22 protein-coding genes, 1 tRNA gene and 1 pseudogene are annotated in these 24,905 nt (G+C 65.2%); 7 read left to right on the plus strand and 17 right to left on the minus strand.

Annotated features, from left to right (window positions below):
- Positions 1-84: 84 nt before the first annotated feature.
- Complete coding sequence (locus HNO88_RS07290; protein WP_184243626.1) at positions 85-279, minus strand: hypothetical protein; 195 nt, start codon at positions 277-279, stop codon at positions 85-87.
- A gap of 116 nt (positions 280-395) precedes the next feature.
- Between HNO88_RS07290 and HNO88_RS22975 the strand changes: the two are divergent.
- Positions 396-1,418, plus strand: a pseudogene (locus HNO88_RS22975) (recombinase family protein); the annotation flags it as partial.
- A 493-nt stretch (positions 1,419-1,911) separates the two neighbouring features.
- On the opposite strand, the gene HNO88_RS07305 reads toward HNO88_RS22975, so the two are convergent.
- Positions 1,912-2,001, minus strand: a tRNA-Ser gene (locus tag HNO88_RS07305).
- A gap of 165 nt (positions 2,002-2,166) precedes the next feature.
- Between HNO88_RS07305 and hspQ the strand changes: the two genes are divergently transcribed.
- A complete protein-coding gene (gene hspQ / locus HNO88_RS07310; protein WP_184243628.1) occupies positions 2,167-2,547 on the plus strand; it encodes a heat shock protein HspQ in 381 nt (126 codons plus the stop codon).
- A gap of 16 nt (positions 2,548-2,563) precedes the next feature.
- On the opposite strand, the gene HNO88_RS07315 is transcribed toward hspQ, so the two are convergent.
- Complete coding sequence (locus HNO88_RS07315) at positions 2,564-3,028, minus strand: nuclear transport factor 2 family protein (RefSeq protein ID WP_184243630.1); 465 nt, start codon at positions 3,026-3,028, stop codon at positions 2,564-2,566.
- A gap of 76 nt (positions 3,029-3,104) precedes the next feature.
- On the minus strand, positions 3,105-3,983 hold the full coding sequence (locus HNO88_RS07320; protein WP_184243632.1) for an ABC transporter permease: 879 nt from the start codon (positions 3,981-3,983) through the stop codon (positions 3,105-3,107).
- Positions 3,984-4,135: 152 nt separating this feature from the next.
- Here HNO88_RS07320 and HNO88_RS07325 point away from each other — a divergent pair, with 152 nt between their 5' ends.
- Positions 4,136-4,837: a GcrA family cell cycle regulator gene (locus HNO88_RS07325; protein WP_184243634.1), complete on the plus strand. Its 702-nt coding sequence runs from the start codon at positions 4,136-4,138 to the stop codon at positions 4,835-4,837.
- A 140-nt stretch (positions 4,838-4,977) separates the two neighbouring features.
- On the opposite strand, the gene HNO88_RS07330 is transcribed toward HNO88_RS07325, so the two are convergent.
- A complete protein-coding gene (locus HNO88_RS07330; RefSeq protein WP_184243636.1) occupies positions 4,978-6,378 on the minus strand; it encodes an MFS transporter in 1,401 nt (466 codons plus the stop codon).
- 134 nt (positions 6,379-6,512) lie between these two features.
- Here HNO88_RS07330 and HNO88_RS07335 point away from each other — a divergent pair, with 134 nt between their 5' ends.
- Positions 6,513-7,187, plus strand: a complete 675-nt coding sequence (locus HNO88_RS07335) for a peptidylprolyl isomerase (protein ID WP_184243638.1) — start codon at positions 6,513-6,515, stop codon at positions 7,185-7,187.
- Here HNO88_RS07335 and HNO88_RS07340 read toward each other — a convergent pair.
- Positions 7,108-7,857: a M23 family metallopeptidase gene (locus HNO88_RS07340; protein ID WP_184243640.1), complete on the minus strand. Its 750-nt coding sequence runs from the start codon at positions 7,855-7,857 to the stop codon at positions 7,108-7,110. The two genes, HNO88_RS07335 and HNO88_RS07340, sit on opposite strands and share 80 nt — an antisense overlap.
- Positions 7,858-8,097: 240 nt before the next feature.
- On the opposite strand from HNO88_RS07340, the gene HNO88_RS07345 reads away from it, so the two are divergent.
- On the plus strand, positions 8,098-9,246 hold the full coding sequence (locus tag HNO88_RS07345) for a GGDEF domain-containing protein (RefSeq protein ID WP_184243642.1): 1,149 nt from the start codon (positions 8,098-8,100) through the stop codon (positions 9,244-9,246).
- Positions 9,247-9,494: 248 nt separating this feature from the next.
- Positions 9,495-10,769, plus strand: coding sequence for a sensor domain-containing diguanylate cyclase (locus HNO88_RS22835; RefSeq protein ID WP_184243644.1), 1,275 nt, complete (start codon positions 9,495-9,497; stop codon positions 10,767-10,769).
- A 535-nt stretch (positions 10,770-11,304) separates the two neighbouring features.
- On the opposite strand, the gene pnp is transcribed toward HNO88_RS22835, so the two are convergent.
- The 11 genes from pnp to rimP form a co-directional block, all read right to left on the minus strand.
- A complete protein-coding gene (gene pnp / locus HNO88_RS07355) occupies positions 11,305-13,644 on the minus strand; it encodes a polyribonucleotide nucleotidyltransferase (protein WP_184243646.1) in 2,340 nt (779 codons plus the stop codon).
- A gap of 345 nt (positions 13,645-13,989) precedes the next feature.
- Positions 13,990-14,259 (minus strand): 30S ribosomal protein S15, encoded by a 270-nt coding sequence (gene rpsO, locus HNO88_RS07360; protein ID WP_159864440.1) that lies wholly within the window; start codon positions 14,257-14,259, stop codon positions 13,990-13,992.
- A 4-nt stretch (positions 14,260-14,263) separates the two neighbouring features.
- Positions 14,264-15,289, minus strand: a complete 1,026-nt coding sequence (gene truB, locus HNO88_RS07365; protein WP_184243648.1) for a tRNA pseudouridine(55) synthase TruB — start codon at positions 15,287-15,289, stop codon at positions 14,264-14,266.
- Positions 15,290-15,292: 3 nt separating this feature from the next.
- Positions 15,293-15,973: a site-2 protease family protein gene (locus tag HNO88_RS07370; RefSeq protein ID WP_184243650.1), complete on the minus strand. Its 681-nt coding sequence runs from the start codon at positions 15,971-15,973 to the stop codon at positions 15,293-15,295.
- 36 nt (positions 15,974-16,009) lie between these two features.
- The gene (rbfA, locus tag HNO88_RS07375) at positions 16,010-16,411 is read right to left on the minus strand and encodes a 30S ribosome-binding factor RbfA (protein WP_184243652.1); all 402 of its coding nucleotides are present in this window, start codon (positions 16,409-16,411) and stop codon (positions 16,010-16,012) included.
- 381 nt (positions 16,412-16,792) lie between these two features.
- Complete coding sequence (locus tag HNO88_RS07380; RefSeq protein ID WP_184243653.1) at positions 16,793-17,329, minus strand: DUF1697 domain-containing protein; 537 nt, start codon at positions 17,327-17,329, stop codon at positions 16,793-16,795.
- Entirely contained in the window at positions 17,326-17,700 is a 375-nt protein-coding gene (locus tag HNO88_RS07385; protein ID WP_184243655.1) for a glyoxalase superfamily protein, read from the minus strand. The genes HNO88_RS07380 and HNO88_RS07385 overlap by 4 nt, the downstream gene beginning before the upstream one ends.
- Positions 17,701-17,721: 21 nt before the next feature.
- Positions 17,722-20,451: a translation initiation factor IF-2 gene (infB, locus tag HNO88_RS07390; RefSeq protein ID WP_184243657.1), complete on the minus strand. Its 2,730-nt coding sequence runs from the start codon at positions 20,449-20,451 to the stop codon at positions 17,722-17,724.
- 22 nt (positions 20,452-20,473) lie between these two features.
- Positions 20,474-21,229 carry a DUF448 domain-containing protein gene (locus tag HNO88_RS07395; RefSeq protein ID WP_184243659.1) on the minus strand — a complete coding sequence of 252 codons (756 nt, stop codon included), beginning with the start codon at positions 21,227-21,229 and terminating at the stop codon, positions 20,474-20,476.
- Complete coding sequence (gene nusA / locus HNO88_RS07400; RefSeq protein WP_184243661.1) at positions 21,210-22,844, minus strand: transcription termination factor NusA; 1,635 nt, start codon at positions 22,842-22,844, stop codon at positions 21,210-21,212. Before nusA ends, HNO88_RS07395 begins: the two co-directional genes overlap by 20 nt.
- Positions 22,845-22,848: 4 nt before the next feature.
- Positions 22,849-23,409 (minus strand): ribosome maturation protein RimP, encoded by a 561-nt coding sequence (gene rimP, locus HNO88_RS07405; protein WP_184243663.1) that lies wholly within the window; start codon positions 23,407-23,409, stop codon positions 22,849-22,851.
- Positions 23,410-23,676: 267 nt separating this feature from the next.
- Here rimP and HNO88_RS07410 point away from each other — a divergent pair, with 267 nt between their 5' ends.
- Positions 23,677-24,846, plus strand: coding sequence for an SGNH/GDSL hydrolase family protein (locus HNO88_RS07410; protein ID WP_184243665.1), 1,170 nt, complete (start codon positions 23,677-23,679; stop codon positions 24,844-24,846).
- The last annotated feature ends 59 nt before the right edge of the window (positions 24,847-24,905 follow it).

Here is a 24,905-nt window from a genome sequence, read left to right on the forward strand (position 1 = left end):
GACTAACGGTAAATTTTTAGATCGGACTCTCTCACTGCTCAAATGAGCGCCGCGTTAGCGGCGGGGACGGGTTTGATGAAGTTGCTATCGGCAGAGGAAATGCAGGAACTCCGCACTGAGCTTGCGGGATTTTGTATTTCTGACGAGCGCAAGGACGAGCTGATCCGTTTTCTCGATGCTATCGCCGCCTCGTTTATCCATCAGGCATTCGGCAAAAGCCCTGTCCAGTTGTCTCTTTCCGCCCGTGCAAACTATGCTTTCAATGGCGCGGAAACCCATGCTAATCTCCCAAAATCCGAGATTTCGGAGCTTGTTGACCTCGCCGGGAATTCGAAGTGCGAGGGCGCGATCAACACCAAAAGCCCCCGCAAAACAGGGGGGAGGCAGGCAGCGCCATGACCAGAAAAATAAACCATCAGGCAGTCATATACTGCCGCGTCAGCACCAAGAAACAGGCGAAAGAGGGCAACGGCCTCAGCTCGCAGGAAACCCGCTGCCGCGAATATGCCAAGCATCGCGGGCACAGGGTCGTTGGCGTTTTCACCGATGACGTGTCGGGCAAGCTGGCGCAACGTCCGGGCTTCGATCAGATGCTCGCTTTCATCCGCAAGGCCCGTAGCAATGCGGGACTGGTCGTTATCATCGACGACATAAGCCGTATGGCGCGTGATGTCCGCAATCACTTCGATCTGAAAGAGTCGATCTTCCGAGCGGGTGCGACGCTGGAATCCCCGTCCATTGAATTCGGGTCGGACTCCGATAGCATCCTCATCGAGCATCTGCTGGCGAGCGTTGCACAGCATCAACGCCAGAAGAACGGCGAACAGGCCAAGAACCGGATGCGGGCGCGTATGCTCGGCGGGTACTGGGTATTCATGGCACCGCTGGGCTATCGCTACGAGAAGAGCGGGAGCGGTGGCAGCATTCTGGTGCGCGACGAACCCGTCGCCTCGATCATAGAGGAAGGCCTGACAGGCTATGCCACAGGCCGTTTCAACTCCAAGGCGGAGGTAAAACGCTTCCTTGAATCTCATGCAGAGTTTCCGGTGTGCCGTCACGGCCATCTGACGAACCAGCAAGCGCACCGGATCATGACGCGCCCGATTTATGCTGGCTATGTCGAAAGCGATGTCTGGGGCGTCTCGCTACGTCCGGGGCAGCATGAAGCGATCATCTCGCTCGCGACCTTCCACCAGATTCAGGAGCGGCTGGCTGGCAAGCCGTTGGCTCCGACGCGCTCTGACATCCATGTGGATTTCCCTCTGCGCGGTTATGTCACCTGTGGGGATTGCGATCACCCGATGACCGCAAACTGGACCAAGGGGCGCAACGGTCGCTACCCTTATTACGTCTGCCGTCATCGCGGGTGTGACCGCTTCGGCAAGTCCGTGAAGCGAGATACAGTCGAAGGGGCGTTTGAGGCGATGCTGACAAAGCTGACGCCGCGACCGGAGTTGCTCGCCCTGTTCTCGAAGTTGTTCCGCAAGCGTTGGCTGGAGGCGGAGTCGAAAGCGCACGAAGGCCGTGCGGCGATGAAGCGTGAAATGGCTGGCATCGAAAAGCGGATCGGCAATCTGCTTGACCGGATCATGGAAGCAGAGAGTCGCGCTGTAATCTCACGGTACGAGAGTGAGGTCGAAAAACTCGAACTGGAAAAGCTGGTTCTGAACGAAAAAGTGGCGTCGTGCGGCACAGTCGCACAGGACTATGACGAAACTTTTCGAACCGCTTTTGAGTTTATCGCAAACCCTTGGAATCTTTGGAATAATGGCACGTTCGATGACAAGCGTATCGTGCTGAATCTCACGTTAGGCTCTCATCTGGAATATGACTGGAATGAGGGCGTTCGAACCGCCGAATTATCCTTGCCGTTCAGGCTGTTACAGGATGTTTGCGACCAAGAAATGTTAATGGCGGAGAGGGTGGGATTCGAACCCACGGTACGGTTACCCGTACACCGCATTTCGAGTGCGGCGCATTCGACCACTCTGCCACCTCTCCGCGAGGTCTTTGCTGGTAGCGGGAAGGTCCCGCCGGTCGAGCGAAGCGGGCGGTTAGCTCATGGTTGCGGGCTTGCCAAGCCCTTTGTGACTGCTTTTGGGGGATGAAGCGGGCAGCTTGCTTGTTTCGGGCTCTTCGCGCGCCTATATTTCGCCCATGAACAGCATGAACCGTGCCTCTTTCTATCTTCCCCAGGCTGGCCGCATGATCGAGGCGCCGCGCAGTGCGCGGGCCAGGTTCGCCATCGGCAGCATCGTGCGGCACAAGCTGCACGACTTTCGCGGCGTGGTTTTCGACATAGACCCGGTCTTCGCCAACAGCGAAGAGTGGTACGAATCCATCCCCGCCGATGTGCGTCCACAGCGCGAGCAGCCGTTCTACCACCTTCTGGCCGAGAGCGAGGACAGCAGCTACGTCGCTTACGTCAGCCAGCAGAACCTGCTGGAAGACGGTGAAAGCGGGCCGGTGGACCACCCTTCCATCGCGCAGATGTTCCACGATTATGCCGGCGGTCACTACCAGATACGCCGGGGCATGGCACACTAAGCCGGCGTCTGCGGCGTCAGCCTGCGGGGTTTGCGCCTCGCAGGTGATCGCGCCCTTCCGCGCCCGCGATGATGGGTGCCGTGCCGAAACTGCGCTCAACCCGCAAGTAGGAGAGCGCCAGCGTGGCGATCTGCCAGCGCCCGTCACGCTTGACGTACGTTTCCAGGTAGTGACCCCATCCGTTGTTCTGGCTGCCGTCCTCCCAGATGTTGTAGTCTTCCATGGCCCAGACACCCGTGGCGCTCTCCGGTCCGGTCAATTCGATCTCCGGCATGTGGCCGTGGTGCACGCTCTGAAGGATGGTCATGCCGCGCGCATAGTCCATGAAGGCATCGCGGCCTTCGAAGCGTTGGCCGCCGGCCCTGGTCAGATCCACGACGATGTCAGGCGCGAACCCCTGGGCATAGAGGTCCCAGTCCTTCGTATCCAGCGCGCGGAAGTAGCGAGCCTTCAGCTTCCGGATTTCCTCGATATCGTCCATCGCGCGATCCTCTCTTTTGTTTGGAGAGCATGCTATGGTGCCTGATCGTCCAGCACCAGTCCCCGCAAGGACAGATCTAGCTCTTCAGCTTCCAGCCAGACCGCAGCACCATGTAGGTCACCGTGGCGAGCAGCGCATTGACCACGCCCAGGCCGATGGCGGAGTGCAGCACCGCGGCGTTGGTGTCGCCGATATCGCTCACGCCCAGGAAGCCGAAGCGGAAGCCGGAAATGACATAGAAAAAGGGATTGAAACGGCTGATCGTCTGGAATGCAGGCGCCAGGTTGTCGATCACGTAGAACGTGCCCGACAGGAGGGAGAGCGGCGCGATCACGAAATTTGTGATGGCGGCGTTGTGGTCGAACTTCTCCGCCCAGATCGAGGACAGGAAGCCGAGCAGCGCCAGGAAGAACGATCCCATCAGCCCGAACCACACGATCGCCCAGGGATGCGCCGGGCGAAGGTGCACGTCGGGCCACAGCAGCATCGCACCGGTCAGCGCCAGGCCGACCAGGATCGCGCGCGTCACGGCCGCAGAGGTCATCGCCAGCATCAGCTCGCCCTCGGTGAGCGGCGGCATGAGGAAGTCGATGATCGTGCCCTGGATCTTTCCCGAGAGAAAGGAGAAGCTCGCGTTGGCAAAGGCGTTCTGCATCATGCCCATGACGATCAGGCCCGGCGCCACGAAGGTCGCGAAGTTGACGCCGAGAACTTCCTTGCCGCCGCGGCCCAGCGCAACGGAGAAGATCACCAGGAACAGCAGCGTCGTGATCGCGGGCGCCCAGATGGTCTGGGTCTGGACCTTGAAGAAACGGCGCACCTCCTTCATATACAGGGTCTTGAGCCCGATCCAGTTCACCTGGTGGATCACAGGCTCTCCCATCGCCGGAAAGCTGCGAGGTTGCGGGATCTGGGCGGGCGAAATGAGTTCCGCCGAAGAGGGTTGATCGGCCATGGTGCCGCGACTATCGGCTGGCCGCTCCGCAGGCAAGTCCTGCGGCCGGAAGCTGGCCCGAATAGCTGCAGTCGCAGCGACAAGATTGTGGCACCTGTCGGTGCCGATGATGATGCAAGGCCTCGGTGCGAGGCGGAACGAACGGATTGCAGATGAGCTGGACGGACGAGCGGATCGAGAAGCTGCGGAAGATGTGGGAGGGCGGTGCCACCGCCAGCCAGATCGCCGACGACCTGGGTGGCGTCAGCCGCAACGCCGTGATCGGCAAGGCCCACCGCCTCGGCCTCAAGGCGCGACCTTCTCCGGTGAAGCCGAACGAAAAGCCCGCCCGTCCTGCGCCGGTGGCCAAGCGCCCTGCGGCAGAATCGCGCGACGATGAGCAGGAAGCACCGGCGGCGCGTCCCGAGCCGGTCGCTGCCGCTCCTGCCGTGGAGCGCCCTGCTCCCACGCCGACGCCGGCACCTGTGAGCGCCGCGCCCGCAGAGCCAGCTGCCGACGAGCCGGTTCGCGCGCCGCAGCCGCGCATCGTCTCGGTCGGGCCTGGCGGCTTCCTGCGTCAGGGTCCGGGCGATCAGCAGCAGCCGATCCCACCCGCGCCGCCGCGTCGCCTCGTGCCGGCCAAGCCCAGCGCCGAGATCGCCGACAAGACCAGTCTGCTCGACCTCAACGATCGCATCTGCCGCTGGCCGATGGGTCACCCGGGCGAGCCGGACTTCCACTTCTGCGGTGACAAGGTGAACCCTGGCTTCCCGTACTGCGTCGACCACTGCGGCCGGGCCTACCAGGCGCAGCTACCCCGCGGTGCGCGCCGTCCTCCCCCACCCCTCCCCTTCGGTGGGCCTCGAGTGCGGTAAGCCCCATTGGGTCGCCGTCGTCCCGGGCTCGACCCGGGACCGGTTCCGGCAGTGCGCGGGTTTTGCGTTTCTGGCCTCAACTCTGCCGACCACAGCCCGTTCGTGCTCGTGATCGTTGAAGCAGGCGTAGCTCGCCTGCCTCAAGCCCGCGCGACTTGCGGCGACTTGCTCCCTCTCAACAGCGCCGCGCAGGCCGCACCTGCCAGCGTCAGTCCGGCCATGACTGCCATCGTCAGCAGGTAGGACGAAGGCGCGGGGAAATTGGCTCCGCCTTCGGGCGCCGCGACGGTGCGGCTCGCCAGCAGCATCGCGATTACCTGAGCGCCCACTGCCGCCGCGATGCCGCGCACGACCTGCATCGATCCGATCGCCTCGCTGGTGCGCTCCTGCGGCACCGAGGCGACGACGATGTTGGGGATCGCCGCCTGCAGGATCGTGGTCCCGAACGAGATCACGCACAGCAGCGCGATGACCAGCTTCAACTCACCCGGAAGCAGCATGGCCGCGCACCAGCCCGCCGCCGCAAGCAGAGCGCCTGCCGTCACCGTCAGGCGATTGCCGAAGCGGCGGATGAGCCAGCCGGCGAACGGCCCGGCGAAGAACGAGAGTAAGTTCGAAGGCAGCTTGGCAAGGCCGGCAACGGTCGCGCTGAGGCCAAGACCCACGGCCGTCCAGCCGGGCGACTGCATGTAGGATGAGAAGACGTAGACGATCTGCATCGTCCCCATGCCCAGCAACACGGTGATCAGATTGGCGACGGCGAAGTCGCGATCGCGGAACAGGCGCAAGTCGACGAACGGCTCCTCCGCCCGCAAGCTGCGCTGCCCCCACAAGGCGAAGAGCGCCACCGATACCGCCAGCATCGCCAGCACTTGCGGCGCGAACCAGCCAGCCTGCTTCGTGGCACCCAGGGCATAGAGCAGCAGGCCGATCGCCGGCACCGGCAGCAGGCCCTCCACCCAGTCGATCGGGCGGCGGGTCGGCGTGCCCGGCCGATCGGGCACGAAGGCGGCGATTGCCGCGACCGACAGCGCGAGCAGCGCCGCGCTCGCCCAGAACAGAGCGTGCCAATCGAGGTTGTCGACGATCACGCCACCGGCGACCAGGCCCATGGCGGCTCCGGCACCCAGCGCCGTCGTCAGGACGCCGATGCCCATCGGCACCTTGTCCTCCGGCAGGCTCTCGCGCACGATGCCGATGGACAGCGGCAGCACGACCGCCGAGAGGCCCTGCAGCGCGCGGCCGACCAGAACCACGCCGAAGTTGGTGCTGACGGCGCTGATCACCGAGCCGACGAAGGCGAGCGCCAGCAGGATCAGCACCAGCCGCTTGCGCCCGCGGATGTCTCCCAGGCGGCCGACCACGGGCGCGGTCGCGGCGGCGATGAGCATGTGGATGGTGATCAGCCAGCCCACCTTCAGCGGATCCCCGAACTGACGCGTCAAGGTGGGCAGAGCGGCGTAGACCATCGAGGCTTCGAAGGTGACGGTCATCTCCGCGATGAACAGGGCCGCGATGATCAGTGCCGGTGCGGATCGCATCGGGGTTCCTCTTCCATGCGCCGGCTGGCTGCCGGCATCGTTGTCGCCCGAGACTATTGATCTTGTGTTCAGCAGCCAAGCGCTTTGGTGCAGCGGGTTGCCCCGCGCAGGCAGGCAAGCGCAAGATCGCGCCCATGCTAAAGCGATTCGCGCCCCTGCTCGCCCCTGCCCTGCTCGCCCTTACGGGCGCGGGCCCTGCGCAAACGCCTGCCAAGGACGTCTACGTTGCGATCACCACCAGCGCCGGGACGATCACCGTCGATCTCGACGCCGAGCACGCGCCGCTGACCACGGCGAACTTCCTCAAGTACGTGGACGGCCGCAGGTTCGATGGCACCGCCTTCTATCGCTCGATGCACCTCGACTGGGGTACACCGCCCAACGGCCTAATCCAGGGCGGCACCCAGAACGAACCCACGCGCACCTTCAAGCCGGTGGCGCACGAGCCGACCAGCCAGACCGGTCTGCTGCACAAGCGCGGCACGATCTCGATGGCGCGCTTCGCCCCGGGCACGGCTACGGGCGACTTCTCGATCATGGTTTCCGATCAGCCCGGCCTGGACGCCAGGCCCGACGCACCCGATGCCGACGGCAAGGCGGGCTTCGCCGCCTTCGGCCAGGTCGTCGGCGGCATGGAGGTGGTCGACAGGATCTGGGACATGCCCCGCTCCGCCACCAAGGGCGCGGGCGTGATGAAGGGACAGATGCTCGACCCGGTCGTGAAGATCGTCAGCGTCCGGCGCGTGGCAGGACCGCCGGCACCTGTGTCTGGCGCGCCGGCCGTCCCGTCAGCAGCGGGTACGGATTGATCGCCGCGCCGTCCTGGGACCAGCCCTTCGAGGGGTCGGCGCTCCACACCGCGAAGTGCAGGTGCGGCGCCGCGGGATCGGCGTTGCCGGTGTGCCCGACCGTTCCGAGCCGCTGCCCGACGTTCACCCGCGATCCCTCGCGCAGAGCGGGATCGTAGCCGGCGAGGTGTGCGTAATAGTAGATCAGCCGCCGATCGGGCGAGCGGACGTAGATCGTGTTACCGCCCTCTTCGGAGAGGAACATCTTCTCGACCCGACCCCCCGCCGCGGCCAGCACCGGCGCGCCCTCGCTCGCCATGATGTCGATCGCGTCATGCCGGCGTGCCCCTTCGGCGCGAGCTTGGGAGAAGGTGTCGACCAGGCCGGTCGCGGGCACTCCGGCCACCGGGATGGCCAGGGAGCCGACCCGGACCGGAGAGGGAGCCAGCACCGGAGGGCGAGTTTGCGACGGTGCGCTGGCCGGGGCACCACCGGTCAGCCCATCCAGCAAGCCCAGGCGTCCGGCCGGACCTTGCGTCGACGGCTTCGTCGCGGCTGGATCTCCATGTCGATCTGCGGCGATGTGGCCGTGGAACAGCCAGGCGCCCAGCGCCACCCAGAATGCCGAAGTCAACACCACGCTGAGAGCGATGGCGCGGCTCAGCCCCGGCCATCCAACTTGGAACGTCATGCCGCGAACACGGCGGCGCCGCCGTGAGCCCCGCGCCCACGGTCGCATCGGCCACCTTCCAATACAGGCGACGTGCTCGGCAATACGGGTGCAGTAGCAAGCACGCTGTTTCCTCCTCAGGAAGGGTCATCGTCCGTCTTCCGGCGACCTGTCCTACAAACGAACATTCGGGGGAATGGCTGCGGTCCTACAATGAAGCCATCTTGACTTGCGCCTCGGGTGCGTGTGCTTGACCGAGCCATGAGCGAAGACGAGACGCATACCTTGCGCGCCGGCTGGCTGCAGCGGCTGGGCCTGGCCCAGCGCCGGCGCGCGCGCGATCCGCAGCCGGTCCGAGCCATCGCCAGCCTCGACCCGCACACCGAACACGCCATGCAGCGCCGGCGCGAGCTGCTGGCCGACGTCTCCAGCTTCGTCATCGCGCACGGGCTGCCGGTGAACAGCTTCACGCTCGACATCGCGCACAAGGTCATGGCCGAAACCGACACCCGGCTGATGGGTGCGGTCGAAGACCGTGTACGCGCCGGCGAGCCGATCACGGTCGATTGGCTCGAAGCGACGGTTGGCAAGCGCGGCAACGCGGAGGGCATGCAGGCGCTGCAGGACCTCATCGAACGGCTGGAAAGCACCATCGCCCAGTTCGCGCAGACCGCCAGCGAGGCTCGCAGCGCCACCAGTCGCTACAGCACCGCGCTCGAGCAGCACGCCGAAGGCCTGAGCTCTCCCGAGAGTGGGCAAGGCGATGACACCATCGCCGCCCAGATCGCCGCCATGGTGCACGACATGCTCTCCCGCACGCGGCTGCTGGAAAAGGAGCTCGACCGCTCCGAGCGCGAGACGCGCCAGCTGGAAAAGAACCTCGCCGCAGCCCGGCGCGAGGCGGAGGTCGACTACCTTACTGGCCTGCCCAACCGCCGCGCCTTCGAAGCCGTGTTCGCCCGCGAGGTGGCCGAAGCCCAGCAGGCCGGCCACCCGCTCTGCGTGGCCTTCTGCGACATCGATCACTTCAAGCGCATCAACGACGCTCACGGCCACGAGGCCGGAGATCGCATCCTGCGCGCCGTCGCACAGACGTTGTCGAAGCTGCTTCCCGATGCCTGCCACGTCGCGCGCCACGGCGGCGAGGAGTTCGTGGTCGTCATGCGCGCGCTGAGCATGGATGAGGCCGTCGCCAAGCTCGACGAAGTTCGCACCGCCATGGCCGGGCGGCGACTAATCAACCGATCGACCGACACGCCATTCGGGCAGATCACGTTCTCCGCCGGGATCGCCGACGTATGCGCATACGAGGACGCGCGTGAGGCGCTGCGCTGCGCCGACCGTGCACTCTACAGCGCCAAGAGCCAGGGTCGTAATCGCATCGTCTGCGCGCCCCCGCCGCAAGGCTGAAGACCGCCCCACTCTCGATCGACGAGACAAACGCACGAAGCGAATCGATCGCCTGAGCCTGCGGATCGATAATATCCGATCGCGGATAGAACGTGAGGTCGATCTTCAAGCACTCATCAACAGCACTGTTTTCTTCGAACCGTTACTTGACGGCCGACGAGTCGATCTTCGGCCGGGGCGCGACGCTTAGAACTCGTTAGGGAATTTTGCTTATCATCCATGGTGATAAAAACACGGGATGAACCGCGGTGCCGGCACAGAATTCATTCGCCAACGATCTGCGGGTCACATCGACACGCCGCATCGCCATCCTGGGTATCCAGGTTCCGAGTTGCGTGTTCATCGCAATCGCCGCATTCGGGCCGGCGGAATATACTCGCCCCGCCGCCGCCCTGGCTCTCGCGATCGTGCTCGTGGTCTTCTGCATCGGATTGTTCTTTGCGCGTGGCGCGGTCGAGCAGGCGCTTCGGCAGGGCCTGTTGTTTCGCGAGGCGGAAGAGACCAAGCAGCAGGTCGAAGAACTCTTCGCGATGACCGACATGCTCCAGGCGGCGGAGGATCATGAGGACGCTGGATCGATCCTGCTGGCGACCGCGCGTCGCCTCCTGCCGGAGTTCGGCGGCGCGCTCTACGTCTTCAACAACTCGCGCGATCGGCTGGACCTCGCCAAGTCATGGAACGTCAGCGAGAGCTTCCATCCCGGCAGCACGCTGCTGCCAAGCAATTGCTGGGCGCTCAAGCGTGGCAAGCCGCACATCAACGACATTTCGCGTGAGACACTGTGCTGCATGCACACCATCGGCACGACGCCCCACATCGAAGTGCCGATGATGGCGCGCGGGCAGGTGCACGGCCTGCTGGTGCTCTCGATCGACGGTGAGGATGCCTTCGAACGCCTGGAACAAGTGGGTCGGGTGGCGCGCGCGCTGGCCGATTCGATGTCGCTCGCGCTCTCCAACATCGCCCTGCGCGAGAAGCTGCGCACCCAGTCATTGCGCGATCCGCTGACGGGCTTGTACAACCGCCGCTACATGGAAGACGCGCTGGAGCGTTACATCAGCTTGGCTGAGCGCACGGGAAGCGCCACGTCGGTGATGATGATCGATCTCGACAACTTCAAGCGCCTCAACGACGAGCACGGCCATGCAAAGGGTGACGCGGTGCTGCGCGACGTTGCCGCGCAACTCGTCACCGCCCTGCGCCCGTCCGATGTCGTCGCTCGCTACGGCGGCGAGGAGCTGATCGTGATCCTGCCCAACTGCGGGATCGACGATGCCGCGATCAAGGCCGAGATGCTGCGCCTGCGGATCGAGGGATTGTCGGACGCACACGGCGTCTCGATCAGCGCCTCGTTCGGCATCGGCAGCGTGCCGCAGACCTCGACCAACGCCGCCGACGTCGTGCCCATGGCCGACGCTGCGCTCTATTCCGCCAAGCAAGCGGGCAAGAACTGCGTCGTCTGCGCCGACAAGCGCGCCGGGCGGGACGACAAGGGTGCGCCCAGGCTGGCCGTCACGGGCTGAGACGCTTCGCGCTGAGGTTCGCCGGGCGATGCCTTGGCACGATAAATGGCACGCCAGCCGGGCGTAGCTGAGGATCTGCCTTTCCCGGTTCGCGTATTAAGCCAACGGCGACACGCTGTCAGGCACTTCGGGCGCGCCACCTCACCCTTGCAGGGACGCCTGTCCTCCCCGGTACGGGGAGGGGGACCGCGCGAAGCGTGGTGGAGGGGAGTCTCGCCATCTCCGGAGCTCGCCGGCAAGCTCGGGTAAGGACGCGAATCCCCACCACCCCTCGCTACGCGAGCGGTCCCCCTCCCCGTCCCGGGGAGGACAAGATGCGCTCGCATTCTCCCCTATAGGGGGATGTTAGACGCGTAGCGATTGACGGAGGCGTGTCACCGTCGTCGGAGCAAGCAACCGAAAGCGCTACATCCCTCCACCACCGCCTGCGGCGGCGGCGCCTTGCAGGAGAGTATCCGGACACATCGCTCAAGCGTAAATCAAAAAGGCCGCGCCGGTTGCCCGGTGCGGCCTCTTCAACTCAAGCCTTCAAGGATTAGTCTTCCTTGAGGAAGGCCGGCATGTGGTCGGGATTGCCGCCACCGTTGTCGCCACCATCACGGCGCGGACCACGGTCACCGCCGCCGCGCGGGCCACGATCGCCGCCGCGGCCGCCGCCATCGCGGTCGCCACGGGGACGACGACGGTCACCACCGCGATCGCCACCGCGGTCGCCGCCACTCGGACGATCGCCACGCGGTTCGCGCGGTTCGCGAGCGGGACGGGTGTCCTCCAGCGGCTCACCGGTTTCCTGATCGACGACGCGCATCGACAGGCGGACCTTGCCGCGGTTGTCGATCTCGAGGACCTTGACCTTCACGGCCTGGCCTTCCTTGACGACGTCGGTCGGCTTTTCGACACGCTCGTTCTTCATCTCGGAGACGTGGACGAGGCCGTCCTTGCCACCCATGAAGTTCACGAAGGCGCCGAAATCGACGATGTTGACGACCTTGCCGTCGTAGATCTTGCCGACTTCCGCTTCCTCGACGATGCCCAGGATCCAGGCCTTGGCGGCTTCGATCTGGCTCACGTCGGAGGACGAGATCTTGATCGTGCCCTCGTCGTCGATATCGACCTTGGCGCCGGTTTCGGCGACGATCTCGCGGATCACCTTGCCACCGGTGCCGATGATGTCGCGGATCTTCGACTTGTCGATCTTGATCGTCTCGATGCGCGGAGCGTGGGCCGACAGCTCGGTGCGAGCCGAACCCAGCGCCTTCTGCATCTCACCCAGGATGTGCGTGCGACCGGCCTTCGCCTGCTCGAGCGCCTGACCCATGATCTCCTTGGTGATGCCGGCGATCTTGATGTCCATCTGCATCGTGGTGATGCCCGCCTCGGTGCCCGCGACCTTGAAGTCCATGTCGCCGAGATGATCCTCGTCGCCCAGGATGTCGGACAGGACCGCAAAGTCCTTGCCTTCCAGGATCAGGCCCATGGCGATACCGGCCACCGGACGCTCGATCGGAACGCCCGCGTCCATCATCGACAAGCAGCCACCGCAAACGGTCGCCATCGAGGACGAGCCATTGGACTCGGTGATGTCGGACAGGACGCGGATGGTGTACGGGAAGTCCGCCTTGGTCGGCAGCACGGGGTGCAGCGCACGCCATGCCAGCTTGCCGTGGCCCACTTCTCGGCGGCCCGGAGCGCCGAAGCGTCCAACTTCACCAACGGAGTAGGGCGGGAAGTTATAGTGCAGCATAAAGTTGGAGTAGGACAGGCCGTCCAGGCCATCGATCATCTGCTCGGCGTCCTTGGTGCCCAGCGTGGTAGTGCAGATCGCCTGCGTCTCACCGCGCGTGAACAGCGAGGAACCGTGGGTGCGCGGCAGGAAGCCGACGATCGCCTCGATCGGACGGATCTGGTCGAGCTTGCGGCCGTCGATGCGCGAACCGTCCTTGAGGATGGCGCCGCGAACGATGTCCGCCTCGACCTTCTTCATAGTCTTGTTGGCGACCATCTGGGTCTGCGGGGTCTCGTCCGCGAACGCCTTCTTCGCCTTGGCACGCGCTTCGTTCAGCGCGTTCGAGCGGGCGGACTTGTCGGTCAGCTTGTAGGCTGCGGCAACGTCCTTGCCGATGGCGGCCTTGAGCTTCTTCTTGATGTCCGCGGTGTTGTCCGACAGGTCGACATCCCAGGGGTCCTTGGCAGCCTGCTCGGCCAGGTCGATGATCAGGTCGACGACCTTCTTGATCTCGTCATGCGCGAACATGACGGCGCCCAGCATCTCGTCCTCGGACAGCTCCTTGGCTTCCGATTCCACCATCATCACGGCATCGCCGGTGGCGGCGACGACGAGGTCGAGGCGGCCTTCGCCGGCCAGAGTCTGGTCCTGCTTGGGGTTCAGCGTGTATTCGCCGTCGACGAAGCCGACGCGCGCGGCGGCGATCGGGCCCATGAACGGCACGCCCGAGATGGTCAGCGCGGCCGAGGCGGCGATCATCGCGACGATGTCGGGCTCGTTCTCACCGTCGTAGCTCATGACCTGAGCGATGACGTTGATCTCGTTGTAGAAACCTTCAGGGAACAGCGGGCGGATCGGGCGGTCGATGAGACGGCTGGTCAGCGTCTCTTTCTCGGTCGCACCGCGCTCGCGCTTGAAGAAGCCGCCCGGGATACGGCCGGCGGAGGAGAACTTCTCCTGGTAGTGAACGGTCAGCGGGAAGAAGTCTTGGCCTTCCTTCACCGACTTGGCGGCGGTCACGGCGCAGAGCACCACGGTGTCGCCCAGGGTGGCCAGCACGGCGCCGTCGGCCTGACGGGCGATGCGGCCGGTTTCCAGCGTGAGGGTCTTGCCGCCCCACTCCATGGATACAGTCTTTACGTCGAACATGAGATACTATCCTCAACCCGCGGGCCAGATTGCCTCGTGGGGTTACCTGCCGGGGATACCGTCCCGGTCCGGTGTGGAGCCTTGGCTCCTGGTCCTCACGCCGAATTGCGATCGGACCGGTAGTGGGTTCCTGAAAGCCAGCGCTGGCCATCTTCCAACACCACCGTCATCCCGGACTTGATCCGGGATCCCGCTTGTTCTTTCGACCGCACGATGTGCCGCAAGGGAAGCGGGGCCCCGGATCAAGTCCGGGGCGACGAGCTAGAGGATGGCAGCTTTGCAGCGATCTCCTTCTCGGAAGCCCAATAGAGCAGCGGCCCCGGTTTCCCGGAGCCGCCGTGAAACTTACTTGCGAAGACCCAGCTTCTGGATCAGCGCGTTGTACCGCGCCACGTCCTTCTTCTTGAGATAGTCCAGCAGCGAGCGCCGCTTGTTGACCATCGCCAGCAGACCGCGGCGCGAGTGGTTGTCCTTGTGGTGGGCCTTGAAGTGCCCGGTCAGGTTGTTGATCCGCTCGGTGAGGATCGCGACCTGCACTTCCGGCGAACCGGTATCGCCCGACTGGCGGGCGTTATCGGTGATGATTTCCTGCTTCTTTTCAGCCGTTACCGACATGGTCTTACTCCGCGACATCAGAGAGGTTGAAGCCCCGGGAGACGCGGGCGTCGCCGCCCGTCAGTTCCAGCAGGGCGACCGGGATCATCCGCAGTCTCGCCAGGTGGAGCCCGTCTTCAAGGGGCAGTCCGGTCAGAACGCGGCCCTGTTGGACCGCCCTTGCCTGCTCCGGGTCGAGGTCGATGGCCGGGATGTCGTCCAGCCCCGCCTCCAGCGGCAAGAGTATCTGTTCAAGTGGCGCGCCCTTGCCGATTTCGTTCAACTTGTCCAGCGATATCGCATGACTGAGGTCGAATGGACCGGCTTTCGTGCGGCGGAGCATGGTCACCGTGCCACATGCGCCGAGCGCATGCGCGATGTCGCGCGCCAGGCTGCGGATATAGGTGCCCTTGGAGACATTTGCCAGGAGAGTCACGCTGTCCTCCCCGATGCGGGGAGGGGGACCGCGCGAAGCGTGGTGGAGGGGACTCGCGGTTTCCTGTGAGCGGTCGTTGTGGCGAGAGTCCCCTCCACCACCTTCGGTGGTCCCCTTCCCCGTGCCGGGGAGGACAGTCAGCGAATGGATCGTCACGTCCCTACTCGCCAGTTCCACTGCCTGCCCTGCCCGCGCAAGGTCGTAGGCCCGCTCGCCATCGATCTTCAGTGCCGAGTACGCAGGCGGCACTTGCGCGATCCGGCCGGTGAAGCGCGGCAGGATCGCCTCGATCTCCGCCATGGTCGGCCGACCATCGCTGGTGGCGACCACCGCCCCTTCCAGGTCCAGCGTGTCCGTTTCCTCGCCGAACCTGATCGTGAATTCGTACGCCTTGTTGGCATCGAGCATCCGGCCGGTCACCTTGGTCGCCTCGCCCAGCGCCACCGGAAGCACGCCGCTTGCAAGGGGATCGAGCGTGCCGCCGTGGCCGACCTTCACGCCCCCCTTGCGACCTTGGCCCAAGCCAGCCTCGCGCAAGTTGCGCTTCACTGCGGCCACCGCCTGCGTCGAGCCGAGGCCCACCGGCTTGTCTAGGATGATCCAGCCCGAGGGCATGGCTCAGGCGCCCGCGACCGCGCGCACCAGCGCGTCGAATTGATCGAGCATCCATAGCACCGGCGGCAGCACGACATTGCGCATCAGCCCAGCGCTCGGCCAAAAATAAGGCACCACCACGAGCAGCACGAAGACCAGCGGAAAGCCGATCGGCCGCAGCTTCTCGTATGCCCGCGCGGCCCGGCGCGGCAGCAGGCCCTCGAGGATGTGCGAGCCGTCGAACGGGGGGATCGGCAGCAGGTTGAACAGCGCCAACGATACGTTGATGAACACGAACGATGTCAGGCTGAGCACGACGAACTGGGCCATCCCGCCCTGTGCCTGCGAGCGGACCAGCAGCCCGAGCGTCACTGCCCCCAAAGCCGCCAGGACGAGGTTGGTCAGCGGGCCTGCGGCCGCGACCGCCATCATCCCGAAGCGCGGGTTGCGCAAGCGACGATGGTCCACCGGCACGGGCTTCGCCCAGCCAAACGTCGGCAGGCTCGCCAGTGCGAGCATGCCGGGCACCACGATCGTGCCTATGGGATCGACGTGCCGAAGTGGGTTAAGGCTCAGCCGCCGCCGCTCGTGCGCGGTCGGATCGCCAAGCATCCATGCGACCCAGCCATGCGCGACCTCGTGGAACACGATCGCGACGATCAGCGGCACGATCAGTGCCGCGGCTTGGAGAAGGGTCTGCTGCATGGGTGGCAAGCTAGGAAGGCCAGGCCTCCCGCGCAATCAGTCAGCCACATCGCCCAGATCGCGCCGGACGCGCGGATCGGACAAGAGGCGCTCGATCCGATCGGCCTCCTCGAAGGTGTCGTCGATGCGGAAGCGGAGCTTGGCCGCGGACTTGAGGCCAAGGTGACGCGCCACTTCCTTCTGGAAGTACGCCGTGTTCTGGCGCAGCGCGGTGAGCACCGATTCCTCGTCCTCACCCAGCAACGGCTTCACGTAAGCCGTCGCCAACCGCAGATCCGGCGACATCCGCACTTCGGTGACGCTGACCGAATGTGCGCTCAAGGTGCTGTCGTGCACCTGCTGCCGGGTGAGGATCTCTGACAGCACGTGCCGCACGCGCTCGCCTACCTTGAGGAGGCGAACGGAGTGCTGCTCGGGCGTGGATTGCTGGCGTGCCATGATGTCCTTGCATGTGGCGCAGCCGCGACATTTTGCAACAATTCATTACGCGGTCCCCGCTGGACGCAGCGCGTTATTCCAGCGAAATTCCAAGCCAAGGAGAACGCCATGCAGCGCCATTCGCGCGCGACAAACGAAGCGCTTCCGGTCGCAATCGTATGCAGCGGGATCGGCCGATCATCGCCGCGCACGTCCAACTGAGATACCGTCCTGTCGGGATCGGTGGAGGCACGGTGTCCCTTTGCCTTCTGCGATCCTGACCGGTGCCGTTGCGGGGCTTCAAAGCCCAGAGCGAGCCGGCTTTTCGCCGCCGTCCGGAACGCTCTTCCATCGCCCTGCCCCGGCGCTGGACGCAACGGACCTACCCTGCAGAGCGCGCGCTCAGGCCATCTTGTCGAGGATGCGCTGCAACGAGCGCATGTTGCGCGCGGTGCCGTCGCAGCCCAGGCGCTTGGCCAGAAACGGCCCGCTCAGCTTTGTATTGCCTGCGCCGTCCTCGAAATCGATGAACAGCGCACGATCGCCCAGCGCCAGCCGCTCGGGCCCACGCCCCGCATGATCGCGCAGCAGCGTATCGAACTGCGCCTGGCTCGGCTGATGCGCCAGGAAGTGCGTGTGGACCAGGTTCTCGGCACCATCGATGCGGAACGGATTGTCCTCGATCGCAGCGCGTATCTCAACGGCCGTGCGGACGGCGACGAAGCTCTTCATGTCGAAACGATCGCGCATCATGTGGGCGAACAGATCCTCCAGCCCATCGGTGGGTCGGTCGTCGAACGAGAACAGGACGTTGCCGCTGGCAACGACCGTCTCCACGTCCTCGAACTCCTCGCGCTCGAAGGCATAGCGCAAGTCGGCCATCTTGAGCCGATTGCCGCCCACGTTAATACTGCCGAACAGGGCGACGTAGCGGGTCATGGTGGCGGTGCTTCGGAATAGAAGGTGAGGCGATTGCCCGCCGGGTCGGTGACGGTGAATTCAAGCGAGCCCCAAGGTGCTTGCTTGGGCCGACCTGGCCGAGCGCACCCAAAGTTTTTCGCCCGCAGGCCGCGGGCATAGCCGACCACGTCCATTACCGGGATGCGAACCGCGGAGCCGGGGGTGGCGTCGCCGTAATGCTCGGACAAGTGCAGACGACACGAACCCAGCTCCACACCCATATACAGCGGTAGATCGGCCTCGAAGCGATGCTCGAAAGTAAGCGTGAAGCCCAGGAAGTCGCAATAGAACGCCTTGCTCCGCGCCTCGTCGAAGCTGCGTAGGATCGGAGTGGGGCAGCCGCAGCTCATGCTTGACTGCCCCCCTGCCGATTAGCCGACCGTGCGATCGCGATGGCTGACCTCGAACACTTCGAGCTGGTCGCCAGCGCGAATGTCGTTGGTGTCGGCCAGGACCACGCCGCACTCCATGCCCGCGCGCACTTCGTCCACGTCGTCCTTGAAACGACGCAGGGACTGGATGAGCGTGGCCGAGACAATGACGTCGTTGCGGGTGAGACGGGCGTGGATGCCCTTGCGGATGAAACCTTCCTGCACCAGCAGACCGGCGGCCTTGTCGCGCTTGCCGGCAGGGAACACCTGCTTGACCTCGGCGCGGCCGACGACCGTTTCGATACGCTCCGGGCCCCAGATGCCGGCCATCTGCTTGGCGACTTCGGCGGTCAGCTCATAGATGATGTCGTAGTACATCATCGGCGTCTTGGTCTTCTCAACCTGCTCGCGCGCCTTGGCGTTCGGGCGGACGTTGAAGCCGACGATCGGCGCGCCGCTGGCAGCCGCCAGGGTCACGTCACTCTCGGTGATCGCACCCACGCCGGAGCTGAGCACGCGCACCTTGATCTCGTCGTTCGACAAGGCGTGCAGCGCCTGATTGATCGCCTCGACCGAGCCTTGGACGTCGGCCTTGATGACCACCGGGTACTCGATGACGTTCTTCTTGTCAGCGAGTGCCGAGAACATCGTGTCGAGGCTGGCGGGCGCGGTCGCGGTCCGCTTGGCGGTCGCCTGCTCCTGGCGATAGGAAGAGACTTCGCGGGCACGCTGTTCGCTCTCGACCACGCTCAGCAGGTCCCCGGCCATCGGCACGCCGCCCAGACCCAGCACCTCGACCGGCAGCGCCGGCGGCGCTTCCTTCACCTGGCGGCCCTTGTCGTCGAGCATGGCACGCACGCGGCCGCTTTCGCTGCCGACGACGAAGATGTCGCCGACCTTCAGCGTGCCGCGCTTCACCAGTACGGTCGCCAGTGGGCCCTTGCCCTTGTCGAGCTTGGCCTCGATCACGGTGGCTTCGGCATCGCGGGTCGGGTTGGCGCGCAGTTCGAGCAGTTCCGCCTGGAGCAGGATCTTCTCGACCAGTTCGTCGAGGCCCGCGCCGGTCTTGGCGGAGACTTCCACGTCCTGCACGTCGCCCGACATCTCCTCGACCACCACTTCGTGCTCGAGCAGACGCTCGCGGACGCGCTGGGCATTGGCCTCGGGCTTGTCGATCTTGTTGATCGCCACGATCATCGGCACGCCGGCGGCCCTGGTGTGACGGATCGCCTCCACCGTCTGCGGCATGATGCCGTCGTCGGCCGCAACCACCAGCACCACGATGTCGGTGACGTTGGCGCCGCGCATGCGCATCTGCGTGAAGGCGGCGTGGCCCGGGGTGTCGAGGAAGGTGACGAGATCGCCGCCCTTGGTCTTGATCTGGTATGCACCCATGTGCTGGGTGATGCCGCCCGCTTCGCCGCGAACCACATCGGTGCCGCGCAGCGCGTCGAGCAAGCTCGTCTTGCCGTGGTCGACGTGGCCCATGATGGTGACGACCGGCGGGCGAGTGACCAGCGATTCCTCGGCATCCACGTCCTCGGTGGTGTCGATGTCGATGTCGCTTTCCGACACGCGCTGGATGTTGTGGCCGAATTCGGTCACCAGCAGCTCGGCCGTATCCTGGTCGATCGTCTGATTGACGGTGACCATCATGCCCATCTTGAAGAGCGACTTGACGAGGTCAGCACCCTTCTCGGCCATGCGGTTCGCCAGTTCCTGAACGGTGATGGCTTCTGGCACGACGACATCGCGGACCTGCTTCTCACGCTGCTGCGACTGTCCGCCGAAGTGAGCGCGACGCTCCTTCTCACGGGCACGCTTGAGCGCCGCGAGCGACCGGGCGCGAGCGCCCTCGTCCTCGTTGAGCGCACGGGTGACGGTCAGCTTGCCGGACTGGCGACGATCGGCGCCACCTGCGTTCTTGTTGCGATCGCCGGGACGTGCGGGCGCCGGCGGTGGAGTGCCCGGACCCTTCTTGGCATCGGGCCGCTTGGCCGCCGCAGAGGACGTGCCAGCCGCGGTGGTTCCGCTGCTGGCCGCGGCTGCGGCCGGTTCCGGGCGGCGCACTTCGGGGCGCTGCACCGGCGTGAACCGGCGCGGAGCGGGAACGACTTCCGGCTGAACCGGCTCGGCGGGCTGCGAAGCAAGCGCCGTCGGTTCCGATGCGGTCGGCTCGGGCGCAGTCGGCGCAGCAGCGGTCGGCGCCTCGCTCGAGGCTGCGACGGGGGCAGTTGCCTCGACCTCGACTGGGGCTTGGGCCACCGGCTCGGGTGCTGCAGGAGCAGGTGCCGGCGCAGCGGCGGCCTCTGCCTCGGCACGACGGTTCTCTTCGGCGCGGCGCCTCTCTTCCTCCAGAGCACGGGCGCGCTCTTCGGCTTCGCGACGGCGGCTTTCCTCCGCAACGCGCAGGCGATCTTCCTCAGCCTCGCGCTGAAGGCGCGCCACTCGCTCCTGCGGCGTCTCACCGGCAGGCGCGGGACGGCGCGCGACCGGCGGAGCCGGCGGCGGCGGAGCGGCGGGCGCCGGCTCGGGCGCGGCAACGACCGGCTCGGGCTTGGTCTCGACGGTTTCGCCGGGGCGGCCCAGCACCTTGCGGCGCTTTACCTCGACCACGACCTTGTTGGTCCGGCCGTGGCTGAAGGTCTGCTTGACCTCGCCGGCCTCGACCGACCGCTTGATGCCAAGCGGCTTGCGGCCAAGGGTCGGCTTGTTGTCGGTCTCGCTCATAAGTCTCTATTCGCCCTTCGAATCAATTCGTCGTTGCGACCACGGTTTCGGCTTGCGCCGACCCTTGGCCTCCATCATTCTCAGTCTCGGCCGATTGCGCGGCCTGCCCTCGGAAATGCAGCAGGCGCTGCAGCGGCGCCGCGACTCTCTCGGCCGCCTTGCCGTCTGCCAGCGCCAGGTGAACGACGTTGTCGCGGCCCAATGCCACAGACAGAGCCGCCCGGTCCAGTGGCAACACCGTACCTCTGAGGCCACTTCCTTCCGCGTCGCTGCCCACGCGCCAGGCCTGGTCCAGCTTGCGCGAGCCGTCTTCCGCCGCATCGGCCGCATGGGCCAGCCAGCGCACCTTGCCGTTACGCGCATTCTCGGCAATCCGGTCGGATCCTACCAGCAACCGGCCCGACTTGGTCTCAAGGCCGAGCCGATCGGTGAAGGCACGCACCAGGGCGGTATCGATCCGCTCGGCCAGATCATCGGGGATGGTGAGCGGTGTGCCGTCGAGAGACTTGCCAAAGGCTCGCAGCAGCGCGCCCTTTAGTTTGCCCTTCGCCTGCGCTTTTTCAAGGTCTTGCCGCGACACGCCGATCCACGCGCCGCGCCCGGGGGCACGCGCGTGGACATCCGGCAGCACCACGCAAGCACCATCCGGTCCGGGCGGGGACACCGCCAGCCGGATCAGCGCATCGCGCGGGGCCGCTTCGCCGGAGAGGATGCACGTCCTCTCCGGGCCATTAGCCGAGTTGTCGGAACCTAGGCGATCATTGCGAGGACTCCGCATCGGCGGCCTCCTCAGCTTGGGCCGGTTCAGCAGCCGGCTCGTCGTCGAACCAGTGCGCGCGCGCGGCCATGATGATCTCGTTGCCCTGTTCTTCGTTCAGGCCGTACTCGCCGAGTACGCCACCCTTGTCTTCGTCGCGGGCGCGGCGATTGACGGTGCCGTCGCGGCGCTTCTGCTCCTGGCGCTTCTTGGCGATCAGCTCGTCGGTGGCGAGGTCGGCCACGTCGTCGAGCGTCTTCAGACCCGCCTTGCCGAGCGTGACCAGCATCGCTTCGGTCAGGTGCGGCAGCTCGGCAAGAGCATCCTCGACACCCAGCGCACGGCGCTGTTCGCGATAGGCCTCCTCGCGACGCTCCAGCGCTTCCTGGGCGCGGCTCTGCAGCTCTTCGGCCAGTTCCTCGTCGAAGCCTTCGATGTTGGCGAGCTCGGCGACATCGATGTAGGCCACTTCCTCCATCTCGCTGAAGCCTTCGGCGACCAGCAGCTGAGACAGCGTCTCGTCGACGTCGAGCTCTTCTTCGAACATCTTGGAGCGCTCGACGAATTCCTTCTGGCGCTTTTCCGAGCTTTCCTGCTCGGTCATGATGTCGATCTGCGAGCCGGTCAGCTGGCTGGCGAGACGCACGTTCTGGCCGCGCCGGCCGATCGCCAGCGACAGCTGATCGTCGGGCACCACCACCTCGATGCGATTCTCTTCCTCGTCGATGACGACGCGGCTGACGGTCGCGGGCTGAAGGCCGTTGACGACGAAGGTCGCGGTGTCCTCGCTCCAGGGGATGATGTCGATCTTCTCGCCCTGCAGTTCCTGCACGACGGCCTGGACGCGGCTGCCCTTCATGCCGACGCAGGCGCCGACCGGGTCGATCGAGTGATCGTGGCTGATCACGCCGATCTTGGCGCGCGAACCCGGGTCGCGAGCGGCGGCCTTGATCTCGATGATGCCGTCGTAGATCTCGGGCACTTCCTGCGCGAACAGCTTCTTCATGAATTCGGGGTGCGCGCGGCTGAGGAAGATCTGGGGCCCGCGGTTCTGACGCTCGACCTTCAACACGATCGCGCGGACACGCTCGCCGACGCGGGCGGCCTCGCGCGGGATTTGCTGGTCACGGCGGATCACGCCTTCGGCGCGTCCGAGATTGACGATCACGTGGCCGAACTCGACCGACTTGATCACGCCGGTGATGATCTCACCCGCACGGTCCTTGAACTCTTCGTACTGGCGCTCACGCTCGGCGTCGCGGACCTTCTGGAAGATCACCTGCTTGGCCGACTGCGCATCGATGCGACCCAGGTCTACCGGAGGCAGCGGATCGACGATGAAGTCACCGACCTTGGCGTCCTTCTGCAGCTTCTGGGCCTGGGCAAGGTCGACCTGCTTGAAGTAATCCTCAACCTCCTCGACCACCTCGACGACGCGCCACAGGCGCAGGTCGCCGGTGCGCGGATCGAGCTTGGCACGGATGTCGTTCTCGGCACCATAGCGGTTGCGCGCCGACTTCTGAATCGCCTCTTCCATCGCCTCGATGACGATGGACTTGTCGATCATCTTTTCCGACGCGACCGAATTGGCGATCGCGATCAGCTCGGCGCGGTTGGCGGAAATCGCACTGGCCATGGGATTAGTCTTCCTGTTCCTCAAGAATTTCGTCGGCGCCCTCGACTGCGAGAGGGCGGGTAGCGGCGATCAGCTTGTCCGTCAGGATCAGCCGAGCAGATTGCACATTGGAGAGCGGGAACGTGACCCGGCCAGACTTGCGATCATCGAACTGCACCAAGTCACCCTCGATCCCCGCCAGATCGCCATGCAGCGCCTTGCGGTTCTCGGCGACGGATTCGATCAGGTTCACCTTGGCCTCGTGCCCGGTCCAGGTCGCCCAGTCCTTGGGACGGGTGAGCGGACGGTCGATGCCGGGTGAGCTGACCTCGAGGCGATAGGCCTCCTCGATCAGGGTTTCGCCGGCTTCTTCCAATGCGTCGAACTTGTCGGAGATGCGGCGCGACAGGGTGGCGCAGTCGTCGAGCACCAGCTGACCGGTCGCCGGGTTCTCGGCCATGATCTGCAGCGCGATCTCGTCGTCGCCCACTTCGCTCTTGCCGAAGATGCGCACGCGCACGAGATCGAAACCCAGGGCTTGCACCTCAGGCTCAACAACCTCCGTGATCCGCGCGATATCGACCAAAAGACAACTCCAGTTCGTCAGGCATTCTGCCCGGACTTCAGACCCAGGCATCAGGCAAGGCAGTTTCGCGCCAGCCCCTTGCGGCGCCAGCCCGATCTTGCATCACCAATGTCGGGATGTGCGCTATGTAGTCTCCTGTGCCAGCGAAAGCAAGTGCATGGTTGCGACCGGTTTGCAGCTTCAAGGGACTCGGACAGCCGAGAGAGCAAAACGCCCTTGCGGGAGTTTGTGCGAGGCCCCACACCTTGGATCGATGCAGGGACCGACATGAATATCCGCGCACTGGCAGCAAGCGCCTGCCTCGTGCTCGCGGGATCGCAAAGCCCGGCAGCCACCGATGCGCGAGCGACCCTGTCTTCAGCGACGGCGACGCCGGCTTTGTCGCCCACGCCCCACAGCGACTCACTCAAGGTCGCCTTCATCGGCGGCTCGATCACGGAGGGCGCCTTTTCCAGCGTACCGGCAGAAAGCTACGCCGGGCTGCTAACGAGCTGGTTGCGGACCCACTACAAGACCGTCGAGGCACGCAACACGGGGCTGGGTGGCACGGGATCGGAGTTCGGGGCCTATCGCACCAGCCACGACATGGCCGGCTTCGCGCCCGACCTCGCGTTTATCGAGTTTGCGGTCAACGATGCCGGCAACCAGCGCCCTGCCCTGTTCGCGCACATCGATGCAATCGTCTACAAGCTGCGCCAGGCGAACCCGCGCGTGAAAATCGTCTACCTGTCGACGACGGACGTTCGCGAAGAGGCCGACCGGCGCGCCGGTCGCCGCGCAAGCTGGGTGGAAGACTCGGCCGCGGCGGCCAGCTACGCAGGCTTGCAATACATCGACGTGGCCGCCGGCATCTGGGCCAAGGTGAAAGGCGGCACTCCTGTGACGCACTTTTTCGTAGATGTGGTGCATCCAAATGACGCGGGCCATCGACGCTACTTCGAGGCTATCCGCGATGCCATGGCCCCGAGCATCCCGCTGGCGAGGCAGCCGCGCGCGACCGGCTCCAGACTGATCGGCCAGAGCAAGCTCGATAGTGCGCGATTGGAGAAGGGTTCGTCGGCCGCCGGCTGCCGGCCGGGCGCGCTCTCGCTCAGATACATGGAGGCGGCGCTGTCTTGCGACCGGGGCGACAGCTTCACCTATACGTTCACCGGAACCACCGTCGGCCTCGTCAAGGCAGAAGTGCGCGACGGCGGACGGCTGGCCTGCACCATCGACGGCGGAAGCCCCACCACCGCCGATTTCTATAGCGATGCCACGCACATCTACGAGCGGCCCTTCCCGCTCTTCCTTTACCGTGACCTGCCCTCGGGCCGGCACAGGCTGGCATGCCGGGTAATTGACGACCTGATCAGCCTGCCTCAGGGCACCTCGACCGGCCGCAAGGTAACCGTCGGCTACTTCATGGTCAGCGACGAGCGGCCGGTCACTCTTTAGAGGCGAGGGTGTCCAGCTCCTGAGCTCGCATGAAATCAATCGCTGGCGTGGGAATCCGG

It is taken from the genome of Novosphingobium chloroacetimidivorans, from assembly GCF_014204535.1.
Lineage (GTDB): Bacteria > Pseudomonadota > Alphaproteobacteria > Sphingomonadales > Sphingomonadaceae > Novosphingobium > Novosphingobium chloroacetimidivorans.